The organism is Nocardia canadensis (genome assembly GCF_032656385.1).
GTDB classification, from domain to species: Bacteria; Actinomycetota; Actinomycetes; order Mycobacteriales; family Mycobacteriaceae; genus Nocardia; species Nocardia canadensis.
The window spans coordinates 635,912-653,620 of record NZ_JAVCWB010000008.1 but is presented as its reverse complement, the minus strand read 5'-3'; the positions used below and the strand labels follow the sequence as shown (position 1 = coordinate 653,620).

At 70.7% G+C, this 17,709-nt stretch carries 18 protein-coding genes and 1 pseudogene; 6 read left to right on the top strand and 13 right to left on the bottom strand.

Annotated elements, in window-relative coordinates; translation table 11 throughout:
- Positions 1–6: 6 nt before the first annotated feature.
- The 10 genes and pseudogenes from Q7X29_RS16770 to Q7X29_RS16725 form a co-directional block, all read right to left on the bottom strand.
- A complete protein-coding gene (locus Q7X29_RS16770; protein WP_316574660.1) occupies positions 7–1,362 on the bottom strand; it encodes an FAD-dependent oxidoreductase in 1,356 nt (451 codons plus the stop codon).
- Complete coding sequence (fdxA, locus tag Q7X29_RS16765) at positions 1,359–1,694, bottom strand: ferredoxin (protein ID WP_316574658.1); 336 nt, start codon at positions 1,692–1,694, stop codon at positions 1,359–1,361. Before fdxA ends, Q7X29_RS16770 begins: the two co-directional genes overlap by 4 nt.
- Positions 1,691–2,446, bottom strand: coding sequence for an ABC transporter ATP-binding protein (locus Q7X29_RS16760; RefSeq protein WP_316574657.1), 756 nt, complete (start codon positions 2,444–2,446; stop codon positions 1,691–1,693). Before Q7X29_RS16760 ends, fdxA begins: the two co-directional genes overlap by 4 nt.
- Positions 2,443–3,306, bottom strand: a complete 864-nt coding sequence (locus tag Q7X29_RS16755) for an ABC transporter permease (protein WP_218716316.1) — start codon at positions 3,304–3,306, stop codon at positions 2,443–2,445. The genes Q7X29_RS16760 and Q7X29_RS16755 overlap by 4 nt, the downstream gene beginning before the upstream one ends.
- A 29-nt stretch (positions 3,307–3,335) precedes the next feature.
- Complete coding sequence (locus Q7X29_RS16750; RefSeq protein WP_316574656.1) at positions 3,336–4,757, bottom strand: ABC transporter substrate-binding protein; 1,422 nt, start codon at positions 4,755–4,757, stop codon at positions 3,336–3,338.
- A gap of 16 nt (positions 4,758–4,773) precedes the next feature.
- On the bottom strand, positions 4,774–5,001 hold the full coding sequence (locus Q7X29_RS16745; RefSeq protein ID WP_316574655.1) for a 4Fe-4S dicluster domain-containing protein: 228 nt from the start codon (positions 4,999–5,001) through the stop codon (positions 4,774–4,776).
- Positions 5,001–7,666: pseudogene (locus Q7X29_RS16740) on the bottom strand (fumarate reductase/succinate dehydrogenase flavoprotein subunit). The gene Q7X29_RS16745 and the pseudogene Q7X29_RS16740 overlap by 1 nt, the downstream one beginning before the upstream one ends.
- 5 nt (positions 7,667–7,671) lie before the next feature.
- Complete coding sequence (locus tag Q7X29_RS16735; protein ID WP_316574654.1) at positions 7,672–8,493, bottom strand: GntR family transcriptional regulator; 822 nt, start codon at positions 8,491–8,493, stop codon at positions 7,672–7,674.
- 66 nt (positions 8,494–8,559) lie between these two features.
- The gene (locus tag Q7X29_RS16730; RefSeq protein ID WP_316574653.1) at positions 8,560–9,543 is read right to left on the bottom strand and encodes a LysR family transcriptional regulator; all 984 of its coding nucleotides are present in this window, start codon (positions 9,541–9,543) and stop codon (positions 8,560–8,562) included.
- A 36-nt stretch (positions 9,544–9,579) separates the two neighbouring features.
- Positions 9,580–10,185: a YdcF family protein gene (locus Q7X29_RS16725; RefSeq protein ID WP_316574652.1), complete on the bottom strand. Its 606-nt coding sequence runs from the start codon at positions 10,183–10,185 to the stop codon at positions 9,580–9,582.
- Positions 10,186–10,292: 107 nt separating this feature from the next.
- Between Q7X29_RS16725 and Q7X29_RS16720 the strand changes: the two genes are divergently transcribed.
- Positions 10,293–11,300 carry a YeiH family protein gene (locus Q7X29_RS16720; protein WP_316574651.1) on the top strand — a complete coding sequence of 336 codons (1,008 nt, stop codon included), beginning with the start codon at positions 10,293–10,295 and terminating at the stop codon, positions 11,298–11,300.
- A gap of 46 nt (positions 11,301–11,346) precedes the next feature.
- Here Q7X29_RS16720 and Q7X29_RS16715 read toward each other — a convergent pair whose 3' ends face one another.
- On the bottom strand, positions 11,347–13,008 hold the full coding sequence (locus tag Q7X29_RS16715) for a 2-isopropylmalate synthase (RefSeq protein ID WP_316575373.1): 1,662 nt from the start codon (positions 13,006–13,008) through the stop codon (positions 11,347–11,349).
- Between the two features lie 262 nt (positions 13,009–13,270).
- Between Q7X29_RS16715 and Q7X29_RS16710 the strand changes: the two genes are divergently transcribed.
- The 3 genes from Q7X29_RS16710 (at position 13,271) to Q7X29_RS16700 (ending at position 15,049) form a co-directional block, all read left to right on the top strand.
- Positions 13,271–13,942, top strand: a complete 672-nt coding sequence (locus Q7X29_RS16710; RefSeq protein ID WP_316574650.1) for a FadR/GntR family transcriptional regulator — start codon at positions 13,271–13,273, stop codon at positions 13,940–13,942.
- Entirely contained in the window at positions 13,939–14,724 is a 786-nt protein-coding gene (locus Q7X29_RS16705) for an ABC transporter ATP-binding protein (RefSeq protein WP_218716309.1), read from the top strand. The genes Q7X29_RS16710 and Q7X29_RS16705 overlap by 4 nt, the downstream gene beginning before the upstream one ends.
- Before the next feature lie 64 nt (positions 14,725–14,788).
- The gene (locus Q7X29_RS16700; RefSeq protein ID WP_316574649.1) at positions 14,789–15,049 is read left to right on the top strand and encodes a hypothetical protein; all 261 of its coding nucleotides are present in this window, start codon (positions 14,789–14,791) and stop codon (positions 15,047–15,049) included.
- On the opposite strand, the gene Q7X29_RS16695 is transcribed toward Q7X29_RS16700, so the two are convergent.
- Positions 15,046–15,525, bottom strand: a complete 480-nt coding sequence (locus Q7X29_RS16695) for a hypothetical protein (RefSeq protein WP_316574648.1) — start codon at positions 15,523–15,525, stop codon at positions 15,046–15,048. The genes Q7X29_RS16700 and Q7X29_RS16695 overlap by 4 nt on opposite strands.
- 112 nt (positions 15,526–15,637) lie before the next feature.
- On the opposite strand from Q7X29_RS16695, the gene Q7X29_RS16690 reads away from it, so the two are divergent.
- Complete coding sequence (locus Q7X29_RS16690) at positions 15,638–16,162, top strand: DinB family protein (RefSeq protein ID WP_218716306.1); 525 nt, start codon at positions 15,638–15,640, stop codon at positions 16,160–16,162.
- A gap of 5 nt (positions 16,163–16,167) precedes the next feature.
- On the opposite strand, the gene Q7X29_RS16685 is transcribed toward Q7X29_RS16690, so the two are convergent.
- Positions 16,168–16,824, bottom strand: a complete 657-nt coding sequence (locus Q7X29_RS16685; protein ID WP_218716305.1) for an HAD family hydrolase — start codon at positions 16,822–16,824, stop codon at positions 16,168–16,170.
- Between the two features lie 192 nt (positions 16,825–17,016).
- On the opposite strand from Q7X29_RS16685, the gene Q7X29_RS16680 reads away from it, so the two are divergent.
- Entirely contained in the window at positions 17,017–17,691 is a 675-nt protein-coding gene (locus Q7X29_RS16680) for a PaaI family thioesterase (protein ID WP_218716304.1), read from the top strand.
- Positions 17,692–17,709: the final 18 nt, after the last annotated feature.

Sequence of the window (17,709 nt, the reverse complement as noted above, 5' to 3'; positions counted from 1 at the left end):
TGTCCTTCACCGGCAGAGGCTGGCGCGCAGCATGTCCGCGCGTTCGACGACTTTGACCCGTTCCCGGCCTTCGGGCGCGCCCAGCGCGCGCTCGTGCGCGTCGAGGCGATACCAGCCTGCCCAGGTGGTGAACGGAATGCCCGCGCCCGCGAGGAATTCCAGGACCGCGCCGGGATCGGGACGAGCGGGGCGGGGCGAGGTCGGACGGTCTTCGAGCAGGCAGGCCACGGTCTCGTTGGCATCGCCCTTGGTGTGGCCGATGAGGCCGATCGGGCCACGCTTGATCCAGCCCGTCACGTACACACCGGGCAGCGGTCCGGTGGCGGTGAGAACGCGGCCCGCCTCGTGGGGAACGGTGCCGGTGTCCTCGTCGAACGGGATGTCGGGCACCTCGGCGGAGCGATAGCCCACGGCGCGGTAGACGGCCTGCACGTCCCACTGCTTGAACTCGCCGGTGCCCTTGACGTTGCCGGTGCCGTCGAGTTGGGTGCGCTCGGTCTTGAGACCGACGACCTTGCCGTTTTCGCCGATGACCTCGGCCGGGGACTCGAAGAAGTGCAGGAACAGCTTGTGCGGGCGGTTGCCCTGGTCGCGGATCGCCCACTGCTCGAGGGTGTTGGCGACCATGTCGACCTGCTTGGAGTTGCGGCGGGCGGCTTCGGAGCCCTCGTCGTAGTCGATGTCCTCGGGATCGACGATGACCTCGATCGTCGGCGAGTGGTCGAGTTCACGCAGCTCGAGCGGGGTGAACTTGGCCTGGGCGGGGCCACGGCGCCCGAAGACGTGGACCTCGACGGCCTTGTTGGCCTTGAGCCCCTTGTAGACGTTCGGCGGGATCTCGGTCGGCAGCAGCTCGTCACCGGTCTTGGCCAGCACGCGCGCCACGTCGAGGGCGACGTTGCCGACACCGAGCACGGCGACCTTCTCCGCGTCCAGCGGCCACGAGCGCGGCACGTCGGGGTGCCCGTCGTACCAGGACACGAAGTCGGCGGCACCGTAGGAACCGTCGAGGTCGATGCCGGGGATGGGCAGGGCGCGGTCGGCGTTGGCGCCGGTGGAGAAGATGACCGCGTCGTAGAACTGACGCAGGTCGTCGAGGGTGATGTCGGTGCCGTAGTCGATGTTGCCGAGCAGGCGGACCTGGTCTTTGTCGAGGACCTTGTGCAGGGCGGTGATGATGCCCTTGATACGCGGGTGGTCGGGGGCGACGCCGTAGCGGATCAGGCCGAAGGGCGCGGGCATGCGCTCGTAGAGGTCGATGCTGACATCGGCATCGGACTTCATCAATGCGTCGGCGGCGTAGATACCGGCCGGTCCCGCCCCGACGATCGCCACGCGCAGGGCGGGATCGGCGGCTGTCATTTCCGGTACTCCGCGACGAAGGGGGTGTCCACGCCGAGATCACCGATCGCGGCGGCACTGCCCGGGGACCCGAGCGCGGCATCGCGGCCGGGCAGCGGCAGGTCGAAGAACGCGGCATTGGCAGCGACGAAGTCCTCCTGCCCCGGCGCGATGTCCTCGGCGAGCGAGATCGCCTCGACCGGGCAGACCGGCTCGCACGCACCGCAATCCACGCATTCGGTGGGATGGATGTAGGCCATCCGGTCACCGGTGTAGATGCAGTCGACCGGGCATTCCTCCACGCAGGCGCGGTCCAGCACGTCCACGCAGGCGGCTCCGATGACGAAGGTCATGGCTGTCGTTCCTTCTCGTTCGGCTCGCCGAGCGCGGCGAGGATCTCATAACGCAGACGGGCGAATTCGGGCTCGAAACGGGCGCCCGGCGCACGGGGCGAGTCGATCTCGATCACCCGCTGGATGCGCGCCGGACGCGGGGTGAGCAGCACGATGCGGTCGGCCAGCAGCAGCGCCTCGTCGACGTCGTGGGTGACGAACAGCACCGTGGTCCGGCGCTGCTGCCACACCGAGATGAGCAGGCGCTGCATGTCGGCGCGGGTCTGCGCGTCCAGCGCGCCGAACGGTTCGTCCATCAGCAGCACCCGCGGTCGCGCCGCCAGTGTCCGCGCCAGTTGCACCCGCTGGCGCATCCCGCCCGACAGGGCACCGGGCAGATGATCACCGAAGTCGGTGAGCCCCACCAGGTTCAGCAGGTCCTGCGCCTCGCCCCGGCGGTCCCGGCGGGCCACACCCCGCAACTTCAGCGCGAATTCGATATTGCGGCGGGCGGTGCGCCACGGCAGCAGCGCGTCTTCCTGGAACACCATCGAGCAGTGCTGGGCCGCCGCCGCGCCGTCGACCGAGACCGTGCCGCCGATCGGGGGCAGCAGTCCGGCCATCGCGCGCAGCACCGTGGACTTGCCGCAGCCCGAGGGTCCGAGCAGCACGACGATCTGCCCGGCCGCGATGTCGAGATCCACTTCGGCCGCCAGGCTTTCGCCGTAGGCGACGCGCAGTCCGGCCAGCCGCACCGCGGCGCCGGCGCTCATCGCTGTGCCCTCGGCAGCCACCGGTTCACCCGGCGCCCCGCCAGTTCCACCAGCCAGGCGGTGAACCAGCCGAGCAGCCCGATGGTGAGCATGCCGACGATCACGCCCGGATAGTCCAGCAATCCGTAGGACTGCCAGGTGAAATACCCGATCCCGAACTGGCCGGAGATCATCTCGGCGCTGATCACGCAGATCCAGGCCACCCCCATCGCGACGGACAGGCCGGAAAAGATGCCGGGCAGTGCCCCCGGCAGCGCGATCTGGAACAGGATGTCGCGCCGGCGCGCGCCGAGGGTGTGCGCGGCCTCCTCCCACACGCGGGGCAACGCGTGCATGGCGTGGATGGTGCTCACCGCCACCGGGAAGAACGCGGCGAAGAAGGTGATGAACACGATCCCCTGCTCTCCCGTCGGGAACAGCAGGATCGCCAACGGCACCAGCGCGATCGCGGGGATCGGCCGGAAGACCTCGAGCAGCGGCCGCACCAGGGCGCTGACGACGGCCGAGCGGCCGACCGCCATCCCGATCAGGACGCCGGACACCGTCGCCAGGCCGAAGCCGACCAGGATCCGCCGAGTGCTGGAGACGACGTCGCGGTAGTAGCTCGCCGCGCCGAGCTGGGTGCGGAACGCGTCGAAAACCGCGGCGGGCGTAGGAATTTTGTCGAAGCGCAACCACAGCACCACCTGGTAGGTGGTGAGCAGATGCCAGGCCAGCAGCAGCGCCAGCAACGGAACGGCGGTCAGTGCCGTCCTGCGCGCTCTGCGGGGAATCGTGAAGCGGGTGGGTGACTGCGCGCGGGGCGCGGTGGTCTCGGGTGCCGCGACCGGGGCGGCGAGGGGTTGGGCGGAAACGGTCATGGTGAGCCTCCTGGTCTCACGTGACGGATCTAGCGGGCTGTCAGCGCTGCCTGGTAGTCGATGACCGCGGCGCCCGGATGAGCGGCGGCGTGGCGCTGCGCGTCGGCGCGGATCGCGAACGGCAGCAGGCGATCGTCGGGGCCCGCGCCGGGATCGCTGACCCAGGTCGCGGTCGCGGCGAACAGCCGGGTTCCGGTGCCGTGGTCGGGGACGTAGGCGGCGCGCACGGTGCCGCCCGCGGCCGCGATTCGGCGCAACAGGCAGGTAGGGGTCCTGGCGACCGCGGTCGTGGCGGTGTCGGCGAACCAGGCTTCCGAGGCGGTCGCGAGCCCGTCGACCGCTCCCCCGCACACGCTGTCGGTGCCGGTGAGCGTCGACGGCGGGGCCACCGAGGCTCGGGCGGTCTCGTAGTCGGCGCCGTAGACGGCCCGCACGTACCGATCGTCGACGAATTCATCGAGGTTCAGGTCGGAGAGCGCGCCCAGGCTCTTCAGGAACGGCAGCAGGGTGCCCAGCGCGTCGACCTGCTGTGGCTTGATCGTCGGATCGAACCCGACCAGGCCGTTCGGGCCGTTGTAGAGGTAGACGACTTCCGCGGGCAGACCCGTGACCTCGGCGACCCGTTGCGCGGCCTCGAGCGGATGCTGGTTGAGATAGTCGGTGACCTTGCGCTGGGCGGTGAGGAACGCCGTGACGATCTCGGGGTGCCGCGTCCCGAACCGTTCGTTGGCGACGACGGCATGGAAGGTCGGGATGCCCGCGCTGCCACCGTCGTAGAGCAGTCGGGCCTTGCCGTCGTAGACGAGTTTCTGTGGCCACGGCACGAATTGGGCCAGCGCGGCCACCTGGTCACCCTGCAGCGCCGAGGCGCCGACGGCGGGGTCCTGGCCGAGCAGTTTCACGTCGTCGAGGGTCATCCCCGCCGCCGACAATCCGGTGGCCAGCATGCCGTGGGCGGCCGAGCCGACACTGGTCGACACGATCTGCCCGCGCAGATCGGCCAGGGTCGCCGCGGGCGCGTCGAGCGGGACGACGATCTGGTTGAGCGAGCCGCGCAGGTTGTAGCCGGTGACCGCGATCAGCTCGGACTTCACATCGGCGTGATCGCGGGTCTTGGAGCCGTTCACCAGGATCGGGGCGTCGCCCATCGAACCGATGTCGACCTGGCCCGCCAGCATCTGGGCGGTCAGCGGTGGGCCCGCGGCGAAATCCTTCCACTCCACCCGGTAGGTCAGGCCGTTGGTCTTGCCCAATGCGGCGAGTTCGGCTTCGAAGGTGCCGCGGTCGCGCAGCAGGGTACCGGCGGTAACGGTGTTGATGGTCTTGGACTGGTAGCCGATGTTCACCGTGACGGTCTTGCCGTCGTCGCCGGCGCCGCAGCCGGTGGCCAGGGTGGCGACCGCGGCGGCGCCGAGCAGCAGCGCGGTCAGGCGTAAGCAGGTCGAGCTCATGGTCGGTCCGTTCTTCTCAACGCAACAGGAACGGGATGTTGACGGTGACGGCGCCGACCGGGCATCGCGCGGCACAGGGCCCGCAGTACCAGCATTCGTCGACGTGCATGTAGGCCTTGCCCGAATCCGGATGGATGGCAAGGGAATCGAGCGGACACATGTCGACGCACAGCGTGCAGCCCTCGATACAGGTGGCCTCGTCGACCGAGACGGGGACATCGAGACGGGCATTGACCTGGGCCATCAGAGTTCCTTTCCAGAGTTGGCGATGCCGATGCGGGCGAAGGCGCGGACGTCGGCGTCCGGGTCGTCGAGTGCCCGTTGCAGCGCCGTGGTGATGTCGCGGCGCTCGGCGATCCGTTCGGCCAGTGCGCGCACCGCCGCCTTACGGACGTCGAGGTTGGGATCGGACACGGCCGCGAGCAGGGGCGCGGCCGCGAGTTCGGGGTCGGCCGCGCCGAGCGCGACCGCTGCCGCCTGCCGTACCTGCCAGGCCGGATCGGTCATCGCCGCGGTGGCGACGGCGGCGGCCTGGTCGTCGCAGCCGGTGCCGGCCAGGCTCGCCAGCGCGGCGGCGCGCACCAGCGGTTCCGGATCGTGCGCCAGGGTCAGCAGGGTGACCGCCCCGCGCGGGTCACCGACGGCGGCAAGCCCTTTCGCGACGCCGATCCGGACGTTCTGGTCCTCGTCGGCGGCCGCGGTGGCGAGTTCGTCGATGGCGTCGACCGAGGTCAGTCCGCCGACGACGGTGCGCCGGACGGCCGCGTTCGGGTCGGCCAGCCGGGCGAGCAGTTCCCCGGCGCTCACTCTGCGGTGCCGCCACAGTGCCTCGATCGCGGCCGAGCGCACGGCCGGTTCGGGCGCGGTGAGGCACTCGCGCAGCGCCGCGTCGAACTCCGGCCCGGGTATCAGCACTTCGAGCAGTTCGGTGAGCAGCCCGATCGCGGTGTGGCGTACGTCGACATCGGCATCAGCCAGAGCGCCCGCGATGATCGGCGCCGCCGCGGCCCAGTCCTCGGTGGTCTCGCTCAGCACCGACAGGGCCGTCCGCCGGACCTCGGGATCGACGTCGCGGAGATACGGGGTGAGCTCGTCGAGTTCCGGGCACTCCTCGGCCAGGTCGAGCAGGGTCAGCAGGCGCGCGCTCATCGGGCACCCCACGCGCCGACGAGTTCGGGGGCCGCGACATCGGCGACGCCGTCGGGCCGCACGAATCCGGGGACCGGCACGATGTACGGCGCGACCGGGCGGGTGCGGAACTCCATCGACCCGGTCGCGCCGCGAAAGAGGTTGAGGTGGCAGAACCATTCCGCGTCGTCGCGCGCGGGCCAGTCGGCGCGCTGATGGTAGAGCCCCCAGCGGCTTTCGGTCCGGCGCAGGGAGGCCCGCGCCGCCATCTCGGCACAGTCGCGGATGAAGCTCACTTCGGCGCAACGCATCAGTTCGTGGGGTGTCTGCCCGCCCATGGCGGCGATCTCGTCCCGCATCCGCTCGAAGGCGGCCACCCCCAGCGCCAGGTAGGACTGCGCTTTCGGCGGTTGCAGGTAGTCGTTGACGAAACGGCGCAGCTTGTATTCCACCTGCGGCTGCGGCGGACCGTCGGGATTGCGCAGCGGGCGATAGATCAGCTCGTGGGCGGCCTCGACCTGGTCGGCGGGCAGCTCGGGATGGGTCGCGCCGCGGGCGAAGGCGCTGGCGTGCTCGCCGGCGATGTCGCCGTAGACGAAGGCGCCGATCATGTAGTTGTGCGGCACCAGCGCCATGTCACCGGCCGCGTACAGGCCGGGGACGGTGGTCGCGGCGTGTTCGTCGACCCACACGCCCGAGGCCGAATGTCCACTGCACAAGCCGATCTCGGAGATGTGCATCTCGATGTCGCCGGTGCGGTAGTCGGTGCCGCGGCCCGCGTGGAAGGTGCCGCGAGTAGGTCGTTCGGTGGTGTGCAGGATGCCTTCGATCTCGCGGATCGTGGCGTCGGGCAGGTGGCTCAGTTTCAGGTAGATCGGCCCGCGGGCGCTGTCGAGTTCCCGTTTGACCTCGGCCATCATCTGCCCCGACCAGTAGTCGCAGTCGACGAAGCGGTTGCCCTCGGCATTGACCTGGTAGCCGCCGAACGGATTCGCGACGTAGGCGCAGGCGGGACCGTTGTAGTCCTTGATCAGGGGGTTGATCTGGAAGCATTCGATGCCCGACAGCTCGGCGCCGGCGTGATAGGCCATCGCGTAGCCGTCCCCGGCGTTGGTGGGGTTCTCGTAGGTGCCGTACAGATAGCCCGAGGCGGGCAGGCCGAGCCGGCCGCACGCACCCGCGGCCAGAATCACCGCGCCCGCCGAGATGGTGACGAATTCGCCGGTGCGCGTATCGAAGCCGACGGCGCCGACCGCGCGCCCGTCCACGGTGAGCACCCGCACCGGCATCACCCGGTTGGAGATCGTCACCTTGGCGCGCACGTCGCGAGCCCGCAGGGTGCGGTAGAGCACCTTCTTCACGTCGCGGCCCTCGGGCATCGGCAGCACGTAGGAGCCCGAGCGGTGCACCTTGCGCACCGCGTACTCGCCGTGCTCGTCCTTCTCGAACTTGACGCCGTACCCCTCGAGGCGCTGCACCATCTCGAAGCCACGGGTGGCCGTCTCGTAGACGGTGCGCTGGTTGACGATGCCGTCGTTGGCGACGGTGATGTCGGCGACGTAGTCCTCCGGGCTGGCCTTGCCGGGCACCACGGCGTTGTTGACGCCGTCCATGCCCATCGCGAGCGCGCCGGAGTGCCGCACGTGCGCCTTCTCCAGCAGCAGCACGTTCGCGCCGTGGCGGGCCGCGGTGAGCGCGGCCATCGTGCCCGCCGTGCCGCCGCCGACGATCAGGACGTCGCAGACGAGCTCGCGCCGTTCGGTGAGCGGTGGGATCTGCATGGGGATCAACCCCTTTCGTTGGAGTCGCGGGCGACGGTGCGCCGCGGGGTCACCGGGACGCGGTCCAACCGCCCGGACAGCGAGAACCGGTCACCGCGATAGCGGATGTATTCGAGATCGACGGGCCGGCCGGAATCGGTGTAGGTGAGCCGTTCCAGGAACAGCAGCGGCGAACCGGCGCGGACTTCCAGCAGGCCGGCGACCGTGGGGTCGGCGGCGACCGCCTCGATCGCGACCGCGGCCGAGCCCAACGGCAGTCCGAGTTCGGCTTCGAGCAGGCCGAAGACGTCGCAGCCGGTGAGGTCCTGGTCGAGCAGGGGGATGCCGACGTCGGCCGTCAGGTAGCTGGCGTCCAGCGACAGCGGGGCGCCGTCGAGATAGCGCACCCGCTCCAGCGCGACGACCGGATCGCCCGGCTCCAGCTCGAGCCGTTCGGCGACCAGCGGCGTGGCGGGCACGACCTCGGCGAGCAGGACCCGGTTCACCACCCGGTCGCTGTGGGTCTGGAAGGTCTCGGCGAGCCCGCGCAGTCGGTCCAGACCCTGCACGGCCTTCTCGGCGACGACGAAGGTGCCCGCGCCCGGCACCCGATCGATCAGCCCTTCGTCGCGCAGCAGGGTGAGGGCGTCGCGGACGATATTGCGGCTGGTGGCGAAGTCGGCCGCGAGCTGGGCCTCGGCAGGCAGCGGCCGGGTGCCGTAGACGCCGCTGCGGATACGGGCGCGCAGGACGTCGCGGATGCGGCGGGCCGGTGCGCTGCGTCGGCCCGTGCCCGGATCGGGGGGCTGGGGCCGGGGCCGCGCCGAGGAAAAGGGAGTGGCTGTCATGCGGCACATGCTCCGAAGGCCGCGTTACGGCGGACGTTTCGGGCAATTACCGGGCCGTTACGCCAGTTACCGCTGCGGCTCCGAGCCCTCTACCTGCGACGATATCCCCGTGTCCGGTAGTCCCACCACCGGCGAGCGGGCGATCTCGAGTTGCGCGGCCCGATCTACGAGCAGTTCGCCCGGGCCCGAGGGTGGGGTGGTGCGGCGCCAGATCGCCCGGAACTTGCGGGTCAGCCGGGCGGCGTCGGCCGACGGCACCGCCACCAGCGCGCCGGTCGCCAGATCCGGCGCGGCGATCAGCCGGCTCAGGACCGCCGGGGCCATGCCGGCGCGGGCCGCCGCCACGATGGCGGCGGCCGAGCCCAGTTCCGCGGCCGGGCCCGCGGGGGTCGCGGCGGTGCTGAGCAGGTCCCAGACGGTGTCGCGGGTGCCCGAGCCCGGCTCGCGCCAGAGCAGGGCGGTGCCGGCGAGTTCGGCGAGCGCGACCGGGGTGGTCCGGCGCGCCCAGGGGTGCTCCGGCGCGACCACCACGACCAGGTCGTCGGCGCCGAGCACGCGACTGCCGAGCCCGGCGGGCGGATGCGGGCCCTCGACGAATCCCAGATCGGCGACACCGTCGCGCACCAGCGCCGCGACCTGGGTCGAGTTCTCCACCTCCAGCGAGATCAGCACTTCGGGATGATCGGTGCGCAGCGCCGCCAACCAGTGCGGAATACGGTGGTCGGCAATCGTTTTCGACGCGGCTATGCGCAATCGTGGCGCGGCCGCGGCGCGCAGGCGATCGACGTCGTCGACCAGATCACGCACGGCGGCGAGCACGATGCGCGCGTGCTCGACCACCGAATGCCCGGCGTCGGTCAGCGCCGAGCCGGTCGGGCCGCGGTCGAGGAGCTTGACCCGCATCCGTCGTTCGAGGGCGCGGATCCGCATGCTCGCCGCGGGCTGGCTGATGCCGTGGCGGCGCGCGGCTGCGCCCAGACTGCCCAGCTCGGCCACCGACACGAGGAGGTCGAGGACCTCCAGGTCGGGGGTTCCGGGTGGCAGGGTCATGCGCCGATTATGGGCGACGCGCGCCGCGGCGCCGCATCAGGCACTGTCGTCGTCGTGTTCGGCCGCGTATCGGCCACGCAGGTCCTTGACCACCCCGTAGAGCGCGATCACCGGTTTCAGCGGCATCCACTCCCCGAATCGGTACTCTCGCCCCGGCACCAGTCGCACGGCAAGTTCCGGGCTCTGTTCCGCCAGATAGTCACGACCGGTTGCGGCGTGGGTGGGCAGGGAGACGATCTTGATCCGGTCGACGTCCTTCAGGTACGGAATCGCGAAAGCGATGTTCTCCCAAGTGGATCGGCTCGATTCCTCGAGCACGAGCTCACCGCGATAGCCGCGCGCGTCCGTGGCGTAGGCGGCCATCAGCGCCGCCTCGGACACCGGACCCGCGCAGGCACCGCCGCACAGGACCAGCCGGTATTCGGTCGCCGCCGGATCGAGCGAGCGCAGGCCCGCGCGCACCCGCCACCGGTTCATGGCATTGGCTCGCGGGCCCGCGTCGCGGTAGCCGAGCACCACGACCGCCTCGGACCCCGGGCCCGCCGAGCCGACGCGCCTGCGCGAGGCGCGCCAGTTCGCCCACTCGCCCCACAGCATCGCTGCGATCGCGGCGGTCAGCGCGAGCCGGGTCGATGTCCGCACCACTCCAGGAAAGCACACCCGCCGCACCACCAGCCATAAGCCTGCCTTATGAGAACCCCGAAAACGGGCCTCTACCTCGGAGTCTTCGGCGCGGCGAAGGTGGAGGAGTGAACCGAGTACGTACCATCGCTCCCGGCCTGGCCCTCGCCGCACTCCTGGCCACCGTGGCCATGCCCTTCGGTAAGGCACTGCCGATGATCGGCGCGCCCGTGCTGGCGCTGGCCGCGGGCGCCGTCGCCGGGATGGTGTTGCGCCGTCGGGACGCGGCGGGCGAGACGTTCGGCCCGGGCCTCGACCTCGCCCGGCAGCGGCTGCTCGGCGCGGCGATCGTGCTGCTCGGGCTCGGGCTGCCGCTGGGGTCGGTGATGAGTGTGGGCAAGGAGACGGCCGTCGTGCTGCTCGGCACACTGCTCGTCGGCGGGGTGGCGGCGTTCTTCGTCGGCCGGATGCTGGCGGTGGACCGGGAATCGGCGACGCTGGTGGCGGTGGGCACCACGATCTGCGGTGCGTCCGCGATCGCCGCCGCCACCGCGGTCCTGCGGCCGGACAAGCAGCGCGTCGCCTACGCCCTCGGCACCATCTTCGTCTTCAATGTCGCCGCGGTGCTGGTGTATCCGCCGCTCGGGCGCGCGCTCGGCCTGTCGCAGGAGGCGTTCGGCCTGTGGGTGGGCACCGCGATCAACGACACCTCCTCGGTGCTGGCCGCCGGGGTCATCTTCGGCGCGGGCGCCGCGCACTTCGCGGTCATCGTGAAGCTGGTGCGCAGTCTCGCGATCGTCCCGCTGTGTATCGGCCTGCACGTCGGCCGCCGCCGTCTGACCGCGGAGACCGGCGCCCCCGCGGGTTCGCTGCGCCAGGCGTTCCCGCTGTTCGTGGTGCTGTTCCTGGCGGCCTCGATCGTCGCCGGGCTGGGCATCCTGCCCACCGCGCTGACCCAGCCGCTGGCCACCACCAGCGGCTGGCTGATCGCCGCGGTGCTGGCCGCCATCGGCACCTCGTTGAGCGTCGAGCGGCTGCGCAGCGCGGGCGTGCGGCCCCTGGTCCTCGGTGGCGCGCTGGGCCTGATCCTGGGCATCGCCAGCCTCGGCCTGATGTACCTCACCGGCTGGTGCTGACGCCGAGATCTCGTGGGGCGGCGCGGGCGCCCCACGAGATCGTCGGTCAGGCGGTCGCGTTCACCGCGTTCAGCACCGCGTCCAAGGACGCCGCGATCACCGAGGTACTGCGCCCGAAGGCCCAGCCGGTGCGGCCGGCAACCCGGTATTCGAGGTAGCCGACCGCGGCGCTGTCGGCGCCCTCGGCCACGGAATGCTGTGTCAGGCCCAGGATCTCGACCGGGTGACCCGCGGCGGCGAGTGCCGTGGTGACCGCGTCGACCGGGCCGATGCCGTGGTGCACCGAGCGCAGTTCGCGTCCGTCGATGTCGAGCACGATCTCGGTGGTCTCCTCGACGATGCGCCACCGCGTCAGCACGATGCGCGGATCCGCCACCGTATAGGCCCGCTCGAACAGGGTGAACAGTTCCTTCGCGGTGACCTCGGTGCCGGTGTCGTCGGTGCGCACCTGCACCCGGCGGGCCAGGTCGATCTGCAGGCGGCGCGGCAGGTCCAGCCCGTACTCGGTGTGCAGCAGGTAGGCGATGCCGCCCTTGCCGGACTGGGAGTTCACCCGGATCACGGCGTCGTAGGAGCGCCCGATATCGGCGGGGTCGATCGGCAGGTACGGGACCTGCCAGGGCAGTTCACGCTCGGCGACACCGGCGCGCGCCGCCACCTCGCGATGATGGGCCATCCCCTTGCGGATCGCGTCCTGATGGGTACCCGAGAACGCGGTGTGGACGAGATCGCCGACGTAGGGATGCCGTTCGGGCACGGGCAACCGGGTGCAGTACTCCACCGTGCGGCGGATCTCGTCGATGTCGGAGAAGTCGATCATCGGGTCGACGCCCTGGGCGTGCAGGTTGAGCGCCAAGGTCGCGATGTCGACATTGCCGGTGCGCTCGCCGTTGCCGAAGACGCAGCCCTCCACCCGCTGGGCGCCGGCCAGCACCGCCAGCTCGGCACAGGCGATGCCGGTTCCCCGGTCGTTGTGCGGGTGCACCGACAGGATCACCCCGTCGCGACGGGCCAGGTGGCGGTGCATGTACTCGATCTGGTCGGCGTAGACGTTGGGCGTCGCCACCTCCACCGTCGCGGGCAGATTCAAGGTCACCGGCCGCTGCGGGCAGGCCTGCCACAGCGCGGTCACCGCGTCGCAGATCTCGAGCGCGAAGTCCGGTTCGGTCAGGTTGAACACCTCGGGCGAGAACTGGAATCGCACGTTCGGCAGCTCACCCGCCGTGTCGAGCACCTCGCGCGCACCGGCCAGGATCAGCTCCCGCAACTGCTCGCGATCCTTGCCCAGCACGACCTCCCGCCAGACCGGCGCGGTGGCGGTGTACAGGTGGATGACCACCTCGTTGGCGATCCCGCGCACCGACTCGACGGTCCGCGCGATCAGGTCGCGGCGGGCCGGGGTGAACACGACGACGGTCACGTCCGGCGGCGCGATCGGGGTGCGCGCCAGCAACCGGACGAAGTCGAAGTCGGTCTGCGAGGCGGAGGGATAGCCGACCTCGATCTCCTTGTACCCCATCGCGACCAGCAGTTCGAAGAACCGGCGCTTGCGGTCGGGATCCATCGGTTCGGCCAGCGCCTGATTGCCGTCGCGCAGGTCGACGGGCACCCACAGCGGGGCGGTGGTGATCCTGGCATCCGGCCAGTCCCGTTCTCCGGCGGGCACGTCCACGCGCCGGTGGACATCGCGGTAGCGATGCGACGGCATGGCCGAGTGGCGCTGCCGGTTCCACGCGGGCGCGTCGGTGCCGACGGCGCCGGTGGGGGTGATCAGGGTGGGAAAGGGGGTCATGACGGTTCTGCTTCCTGGCCGCGGGGGCCACGAGACGACGGCGACCGGCCACGACAGAGCCCCACGGCGGGGCGGCCGGTCGGTCAGGCCCCGCCATGGCGGCGGAGGAGAAGCGCGGTGTAGGTCATGATGGGTACACTTCTACCACAACTCCTCAGACAAGTAGAGAGGTTTTTCGGTGGTTGCACAGGTCAGGCGTCAGCCCCTGGCCGCTCAGGCGGCCGAACTCCTGCTCACGCGCATCCGCGCCGGCGAGTGGCCGCTGGGGCACCGATTACCGGGTGAGACGCTGCTGGCCGCCCAGCTGGGCGTCGGCCGGTCCACCCTGCGCGAGGCGATCCGGGAGCTGGCGGGCAAAGGCGTGCTCGACAGCAGACAGGGCGCGGGGGTGTTCGTCACCGCGCTCGACGTGAGCGAGGACTGGGACGTCGTGCTGCGCGGCGCCACCATCGCGGCGGTGATCGAGGCGCGCATCGCGATCGAGGCCGAGGCGGCCGCGCTGGCGGCACAGCGACGCACCCCCGCCGACGTGCGCGCCATCCGCCGGGCCCTGGCCGGTCGCCGGGCCGACGGCCAGACCGTGGCCGAGCACGTCGACGCCGATATGGCCTTCCATCGCGCGGTCATCGTCGCCGCCCACAACGACGTGCTGACCCAGCTGTTCGACAGCTTTTTGCCCCGCCTGCGCCTGGCCATGATCGACATGCTCGAGTTGCGTCCCGTCGCCTCCGAGCAGGCCGACCACGCCGCGCACGAACAACTCGCCCAGGCCGTCGCCGACCGGAACCCCACGGCGGCGGCCGCATTCAGCCGCACCCACCTGTCCGCCCTGAAGGAGGCTTTCGCATGACCGGCGCGCCCGTGATCGAACTCGACGGGGTGACCTTCCGGCGGGCGGGCAAGAAGATCATCAACGGCATCTCCCTGACCGTGCGGGCCGGCGAGCACTGGGCCTTGCTCGGGCCCAACGGGGCGGGCAAGAGCACCCTGCTCGGCTTCTGCGGCGCGGTCACCTTCCCCACCACCGGCACGGTGCGGGTGCTCGGCGAGCAGTTCGGCCGGGTGGAACTCGCCCGGCTGCGCCGCTCGATCGGGCACGTCGATCCGCGCCATCCCCTGCGGTACGCGCTCACCGTCCGCGAGGTGGTGCTGACCGGCATCACCGGCACCATCGACACTCCGATGCGCTGGTCGCCGACCGCCGACGACTTGGCCCGCGCCGACGCGATCATCGACACCCTCGGCCTGACCGGCAAGGCCGGCGAGGTCTGGCCGACCCTGTCGCAGGGCGAACGCGGCCGCACCCTCATCGCCCGCGCCCTGATCAGCGGTCCCCGCGTGCTGCTGCTCGACGAACCGTCCACCGGCCTGGACCTGGCCGCCCGCGAACAGCTCCTCACCACCATCGACTCCCTCGACCGCACCCACCCCGAGGTCGCCTCGGTGCTGGTCACCCACCATCTCGAGGAACTGCCGAGCAGTACCACCCACGCCCTGCTCATCGCCGACGGGCGCACCGTCGCCACCGGCCCCGCCGACCGGGTCATCACCACCGACCACGTCTCCACCGCCTTCGACCACCCCATTGAAGTGCGCTACGACGAGGGCCGCTGGAGCGCCCGCGCCCGCTGACACGACCCACCCCCGGCGGTTACGATCGCGGGACATCGCATGTCGGAACCGACAGGAGGATGTCATGAGGATCGGGTACCGGATCGTCGCCACCGCGGGAGCCACCGCGGCACTGACCTTGGCGGCCGCGGGCATCGCCGCCGCCGAGGACACCGAACCGCCGAAATCGCCCCTGGTCGAGTACATCGAATCGTGGCCGCCCGCCCCATCTGGCTGCGACCGGGTCTGGGACCCGATCGAGGACGCCGTCGAGGATTACGTCCCGGCCGTCGTCGAGCCCGTCTTCGACGCCTTCGACGACTGGTGCGAGGGCGACGCCGACTAGTCCGAGTCGAGGTCGGGTTCGGCGGCGAGGAGTTCATCGGCCCTGGCCAGCGCGCGGTCGAGATCGTCGGTGACCGCGTCCAGCACCGAGATCCCGTCGAGCATCTCGGACAGTTCGGCGCGCAGCGCGTCCAATTCGGCGATCGCCGGATCGACGGTGGTCCAGGCGACGGTGTCGCGCCACCAGCGGTCCCGCTGGACCCAGGACCAGACGACATCGCGCACCAGCAGGGCGTCGGTGGTGAACAACTGGCGACGGTCGGTGCCGTCGATGTGCTCGACCTCGTAGGTGCCGTCGTCGAGGTACCTGGCCTGGAGCCGCTCGGTCGCGGTGCGCGTCAGCAGCAGGAACGGATGATCGGGGGCCGGGTCGGTCGCGGCGGTGCCGGGATCGGCCGGGTCGACGGCCCGTGGCGCATCCAAGCCGTCGCCGAGGTGGACCACGACCTCCGGCGATTCGTCACGCTGGGCCTCCATCCGGCCAGTGTGCCGGATGGAGGCAGGGCCGGACCAGGGGTAGCGCGGAATCGGCACCCGGCGACCGGTCATCGGCCTGCGCGTCGCCACAGCGGCCGGTACCGTCACCGAGATGACGTGGACAGCGCCCGAAGTCGTCCCGACGCGCACGCTGGTCGGGGTGGACGAACGCCCGATGTTGCAGTCCTGGTTGGACTTCCATCGCCAGAGCCTGCTCAACAAGTGCGGCGGCCTCGACGGCGACCAGCTCGCGATCCGCTCGGTGCCGCCGTCCACGCTGTCGCTGCTGGGACTGATCCGGCACCTCACCGAGGTCGAGCGCGGCTGGTTCCGGGTGTCGGCCGCCGGGGAGTCCCTCGAACCGGTCTACGGGTCCGAGACCGAACCGGACGCCGATTTCGACGACCTCACCTCGCTGCCCGCCGCGGAGGCGTTCGCGGTCTTCCACGCCGAGATCGCCGCCTGTGACGCGGCGGTCGCCGCTCTGCCGCTCGACCATGTCTTCCACGTCCCGTGGCGGTCCGACGGCTACACCCTGCGCTGGGTGTATCTGCACATGATCGAGGAGTACGCCCGGCACAACGGCCACGCCGACCTGCTGCGGGAGCGGATCGACGGCGTAACCGGCAGCTTCTGACCGCCTCAGGCGGTCCCGGTGATCACCTCGGTGGTCAGCTGATCGAGGTCGTCGATGACCACGGCGGCCAGCGCCAGCGCGTCGGGAACCGGCGGGAACTCCGGACGGGGGTCGGCGACGACCCGCATGCCCGCCGCGTGGGCCGAGCGCAGGCCGTTGGTCGAATCCTCCACGGCGGTACAGCTGTTCGGGTCGACCCCGAGCCGCTGGGCGATGGTGAGGTAGACATCGGGCGCGGGCTTACCCCGGCCGACCTCCTCGGTCGACAGGATCGCGGAGAAGTACTCGAGCAGACCGGACTTCGCCAGCACCAGGTCGATCAGCGAGCGCGGCGACGAACTGGCCAGACCCAGTTTCCACTGGCTCGCGCACCGCTGCACCGCCTCGACCGCGCCCGGCAGCAACGGCACGTGGTGGGCGTACTGGTCGGCCATCAGATCGATGATCTTGGTCGAGATGTCGTCGAGCGGCATGGCGACCCCGAGATCGTCGCTCATATAGGCGGCCCATTCCTGGGTACTCATGCCCATCATCTTGCGTTGCGAATCCGGTTGCCACCGGCCACCTTTGAGTTCGACGTAGTCGCGCCGGACCTGTTCCCAGATGGGTTCGGAATCGATCAGCACGCCGTCCATGTCGAACACTACCGCCGCGATACCCATGCGCTCAGCCTTTCGCCGTTCATCCGCCGGGCACCACGCGGGCGCGCCGACTCTCGGTACGTACAGACCTGCTCGGTGATCGCCGACCAGCCTAATAGAGGCGCACCCGCGGCGGTGAGCCGTGTCACGAGCACGGACACAAGTGGGACACCGAACGCGAACATCCAGCTCCGCAGCGATAACGTGTTGCATATGGACGATACACAGGTCGGCAACTCGCTGCCGGACGCAGAGCACCACGAGGGCGGGTTCCGGCCGGTCGCCGAGCTGATCCAGCAGCGCAGGCAAGCGAAGCAGGACCACACCATCGGCGGCCCGCACTACGGCGAACTGATCGAACAGGTGCGCGAGCTGATGGACCGCGCGCGCCTGCTGAACCCGTCCGACGAGCTGGCCAAGGAGACCATCGCGACGCTCGAGCAGCTCAACGCGCGCCTGGACGCCGCGGTCGTAGACGAGTGGTCGGCACCGACCTGGACCCGCACCGACCTGCCCTCGCGCGGCAACATCACGCTGCCGCCGTACACGGTGGCCAGCGCCGACGTCGACGGTGTCACCGCCGAGCTGACCTTCCGGACCTTCCACCTGGGCGGCAACAACGCCGCGCACGGCGGGCAGATCGGCGTCGCCTTCGACGACATCCTCGGCATGACTGCCGCGGTGCACACCAAGGCCGTCACCCGGACCGCCTCGCTCACCATCGACTACCGCTCGATCACCCCGCTCAACAAGAAGCTGACGGTGCGCGCGTGGGTGGAGCGTACCGACGGCCGCAAGGTGTACTTGCGCGCGACGATGCACGACGGCGAGCGCCTGTGCGCCGAGGCGAACGGGCTGTTCATCCTCCTCAAGCCCGGTCAGCCCTGACCGAGCCCGGCCGCCGGG

Excerpts from the sequence above, each read along its gene's own strand:
- Q7X29_RS16695 (WP_316574648.1), bottom strand. The coding sequence starts at position 15,525 with ATGGAGGCCCAGCGTGACGAATCGCCGGAGGTCGTGGTCCACCTCGGC.
- Q7X29_RS16760 (WP_316574657.1), bottom strand. The coding sequence starts at position 2,446 with ATGAGCGCCGGCGCCGCGGTGCGGCTGGCCGGACTGCGCGTCGCCTAC.
- Q7X29_RS16700 (WP_316574649.1), top strand. The coding sequence starts at position 14,789 with ATGAGGATCGGGTACCGGATCGTCGCCACCGCGGGAGCCACCGCGGCA.
- Q7X29_RS16690 (WP_218716306.1), top strand. The coding sequence starts at position 15,638 with ATGACGTGGACAGCGCCCGAAGTCGTCCCGACGCGCACGCTGGTCGGG.
- Q7X29_RS16770 (WP_316574660.1), bottom strand. The coding sequence starts at position 1,362 with ATGACAGCCGCCGATCCCGCCCTGCGCGTGGCGATCGTCGGGGCGGGA.
- Q7X29_RS16745 (WP_316574655.1), bottom strand. The coding sequence starts at position 5,001 with ATGGCCCAGGTCAATGCCCGTCTCGATGTCCCCGTCTCGGTCGACGAG.
- Q7X29_RS16735 (WP_316574654.1), bottom strand. The coding sequence starts at position 8,493 with ATGACAGCCACTCCCTTTTCCTCGGCGCGGCCCCGGCCCCAGCCCCCC.
- fdxA (WP_316574658.1), bottom strand. The coding sequence starts at position 1,694 with ATGACCTTCGTCATCGGAGCCGCCTGCGTGGACGTGCTGGACCGCGCC.
- Q7X29_RS16685 (WP_218716305.1), bottom strand. The coding sequence starts at position 16,824 with ATGGGTATCGCGGCGGTAGTGTTCGACATGGACGGCGTGCTGATCGAT.
- Q7X29_RS16715 (WP_316575373.1), bottom strand. The coding sequence starts at position 13,008 with ATGCCGTCGCATCGCTACCGCGATGTCCACCGGCGCGTGGACGTGCCC.
- Q7X29_RS16705 (WP_218716309.1), top strand. The coding sequence starts at position 13,939 with ATGACCGGCGCGCCCGTGATCGAACTCGACGGGGTGACCTTCCGGCGG.
- Q7X29_RS16750 (WP_316574656.1), bottom strand. The coding sequence starts at position 4,757 with ATGAGCTCGACCTGCTTACGCCTGACCGCGCTGCTGCTCGGCGCCGCC.
- Q7X29_RS16680 (WP_218716304.1), top strand. The coding sequence starts at position 17,017 with ATGGACGATACACAGGTCGGCAACTCGCTGCCGGACGCAGAGCACCAC.
- Q7X29_RS16730 (WP_316574653.1), bottom strand. The coding sequence starts at position 9,543 with ATGACCCTGCCACCCGGAACCCCCGACCTGGAGGTCCTCGACCTCCTC.
- Q7X29_RS16755 (WP_218716316.1), bottom strand. The coding sequence starts at position 3,306 with ATGACCGTTTCCGCCCAACCCCTCGCCGCCCCGGTCGCGGCACCCGAG.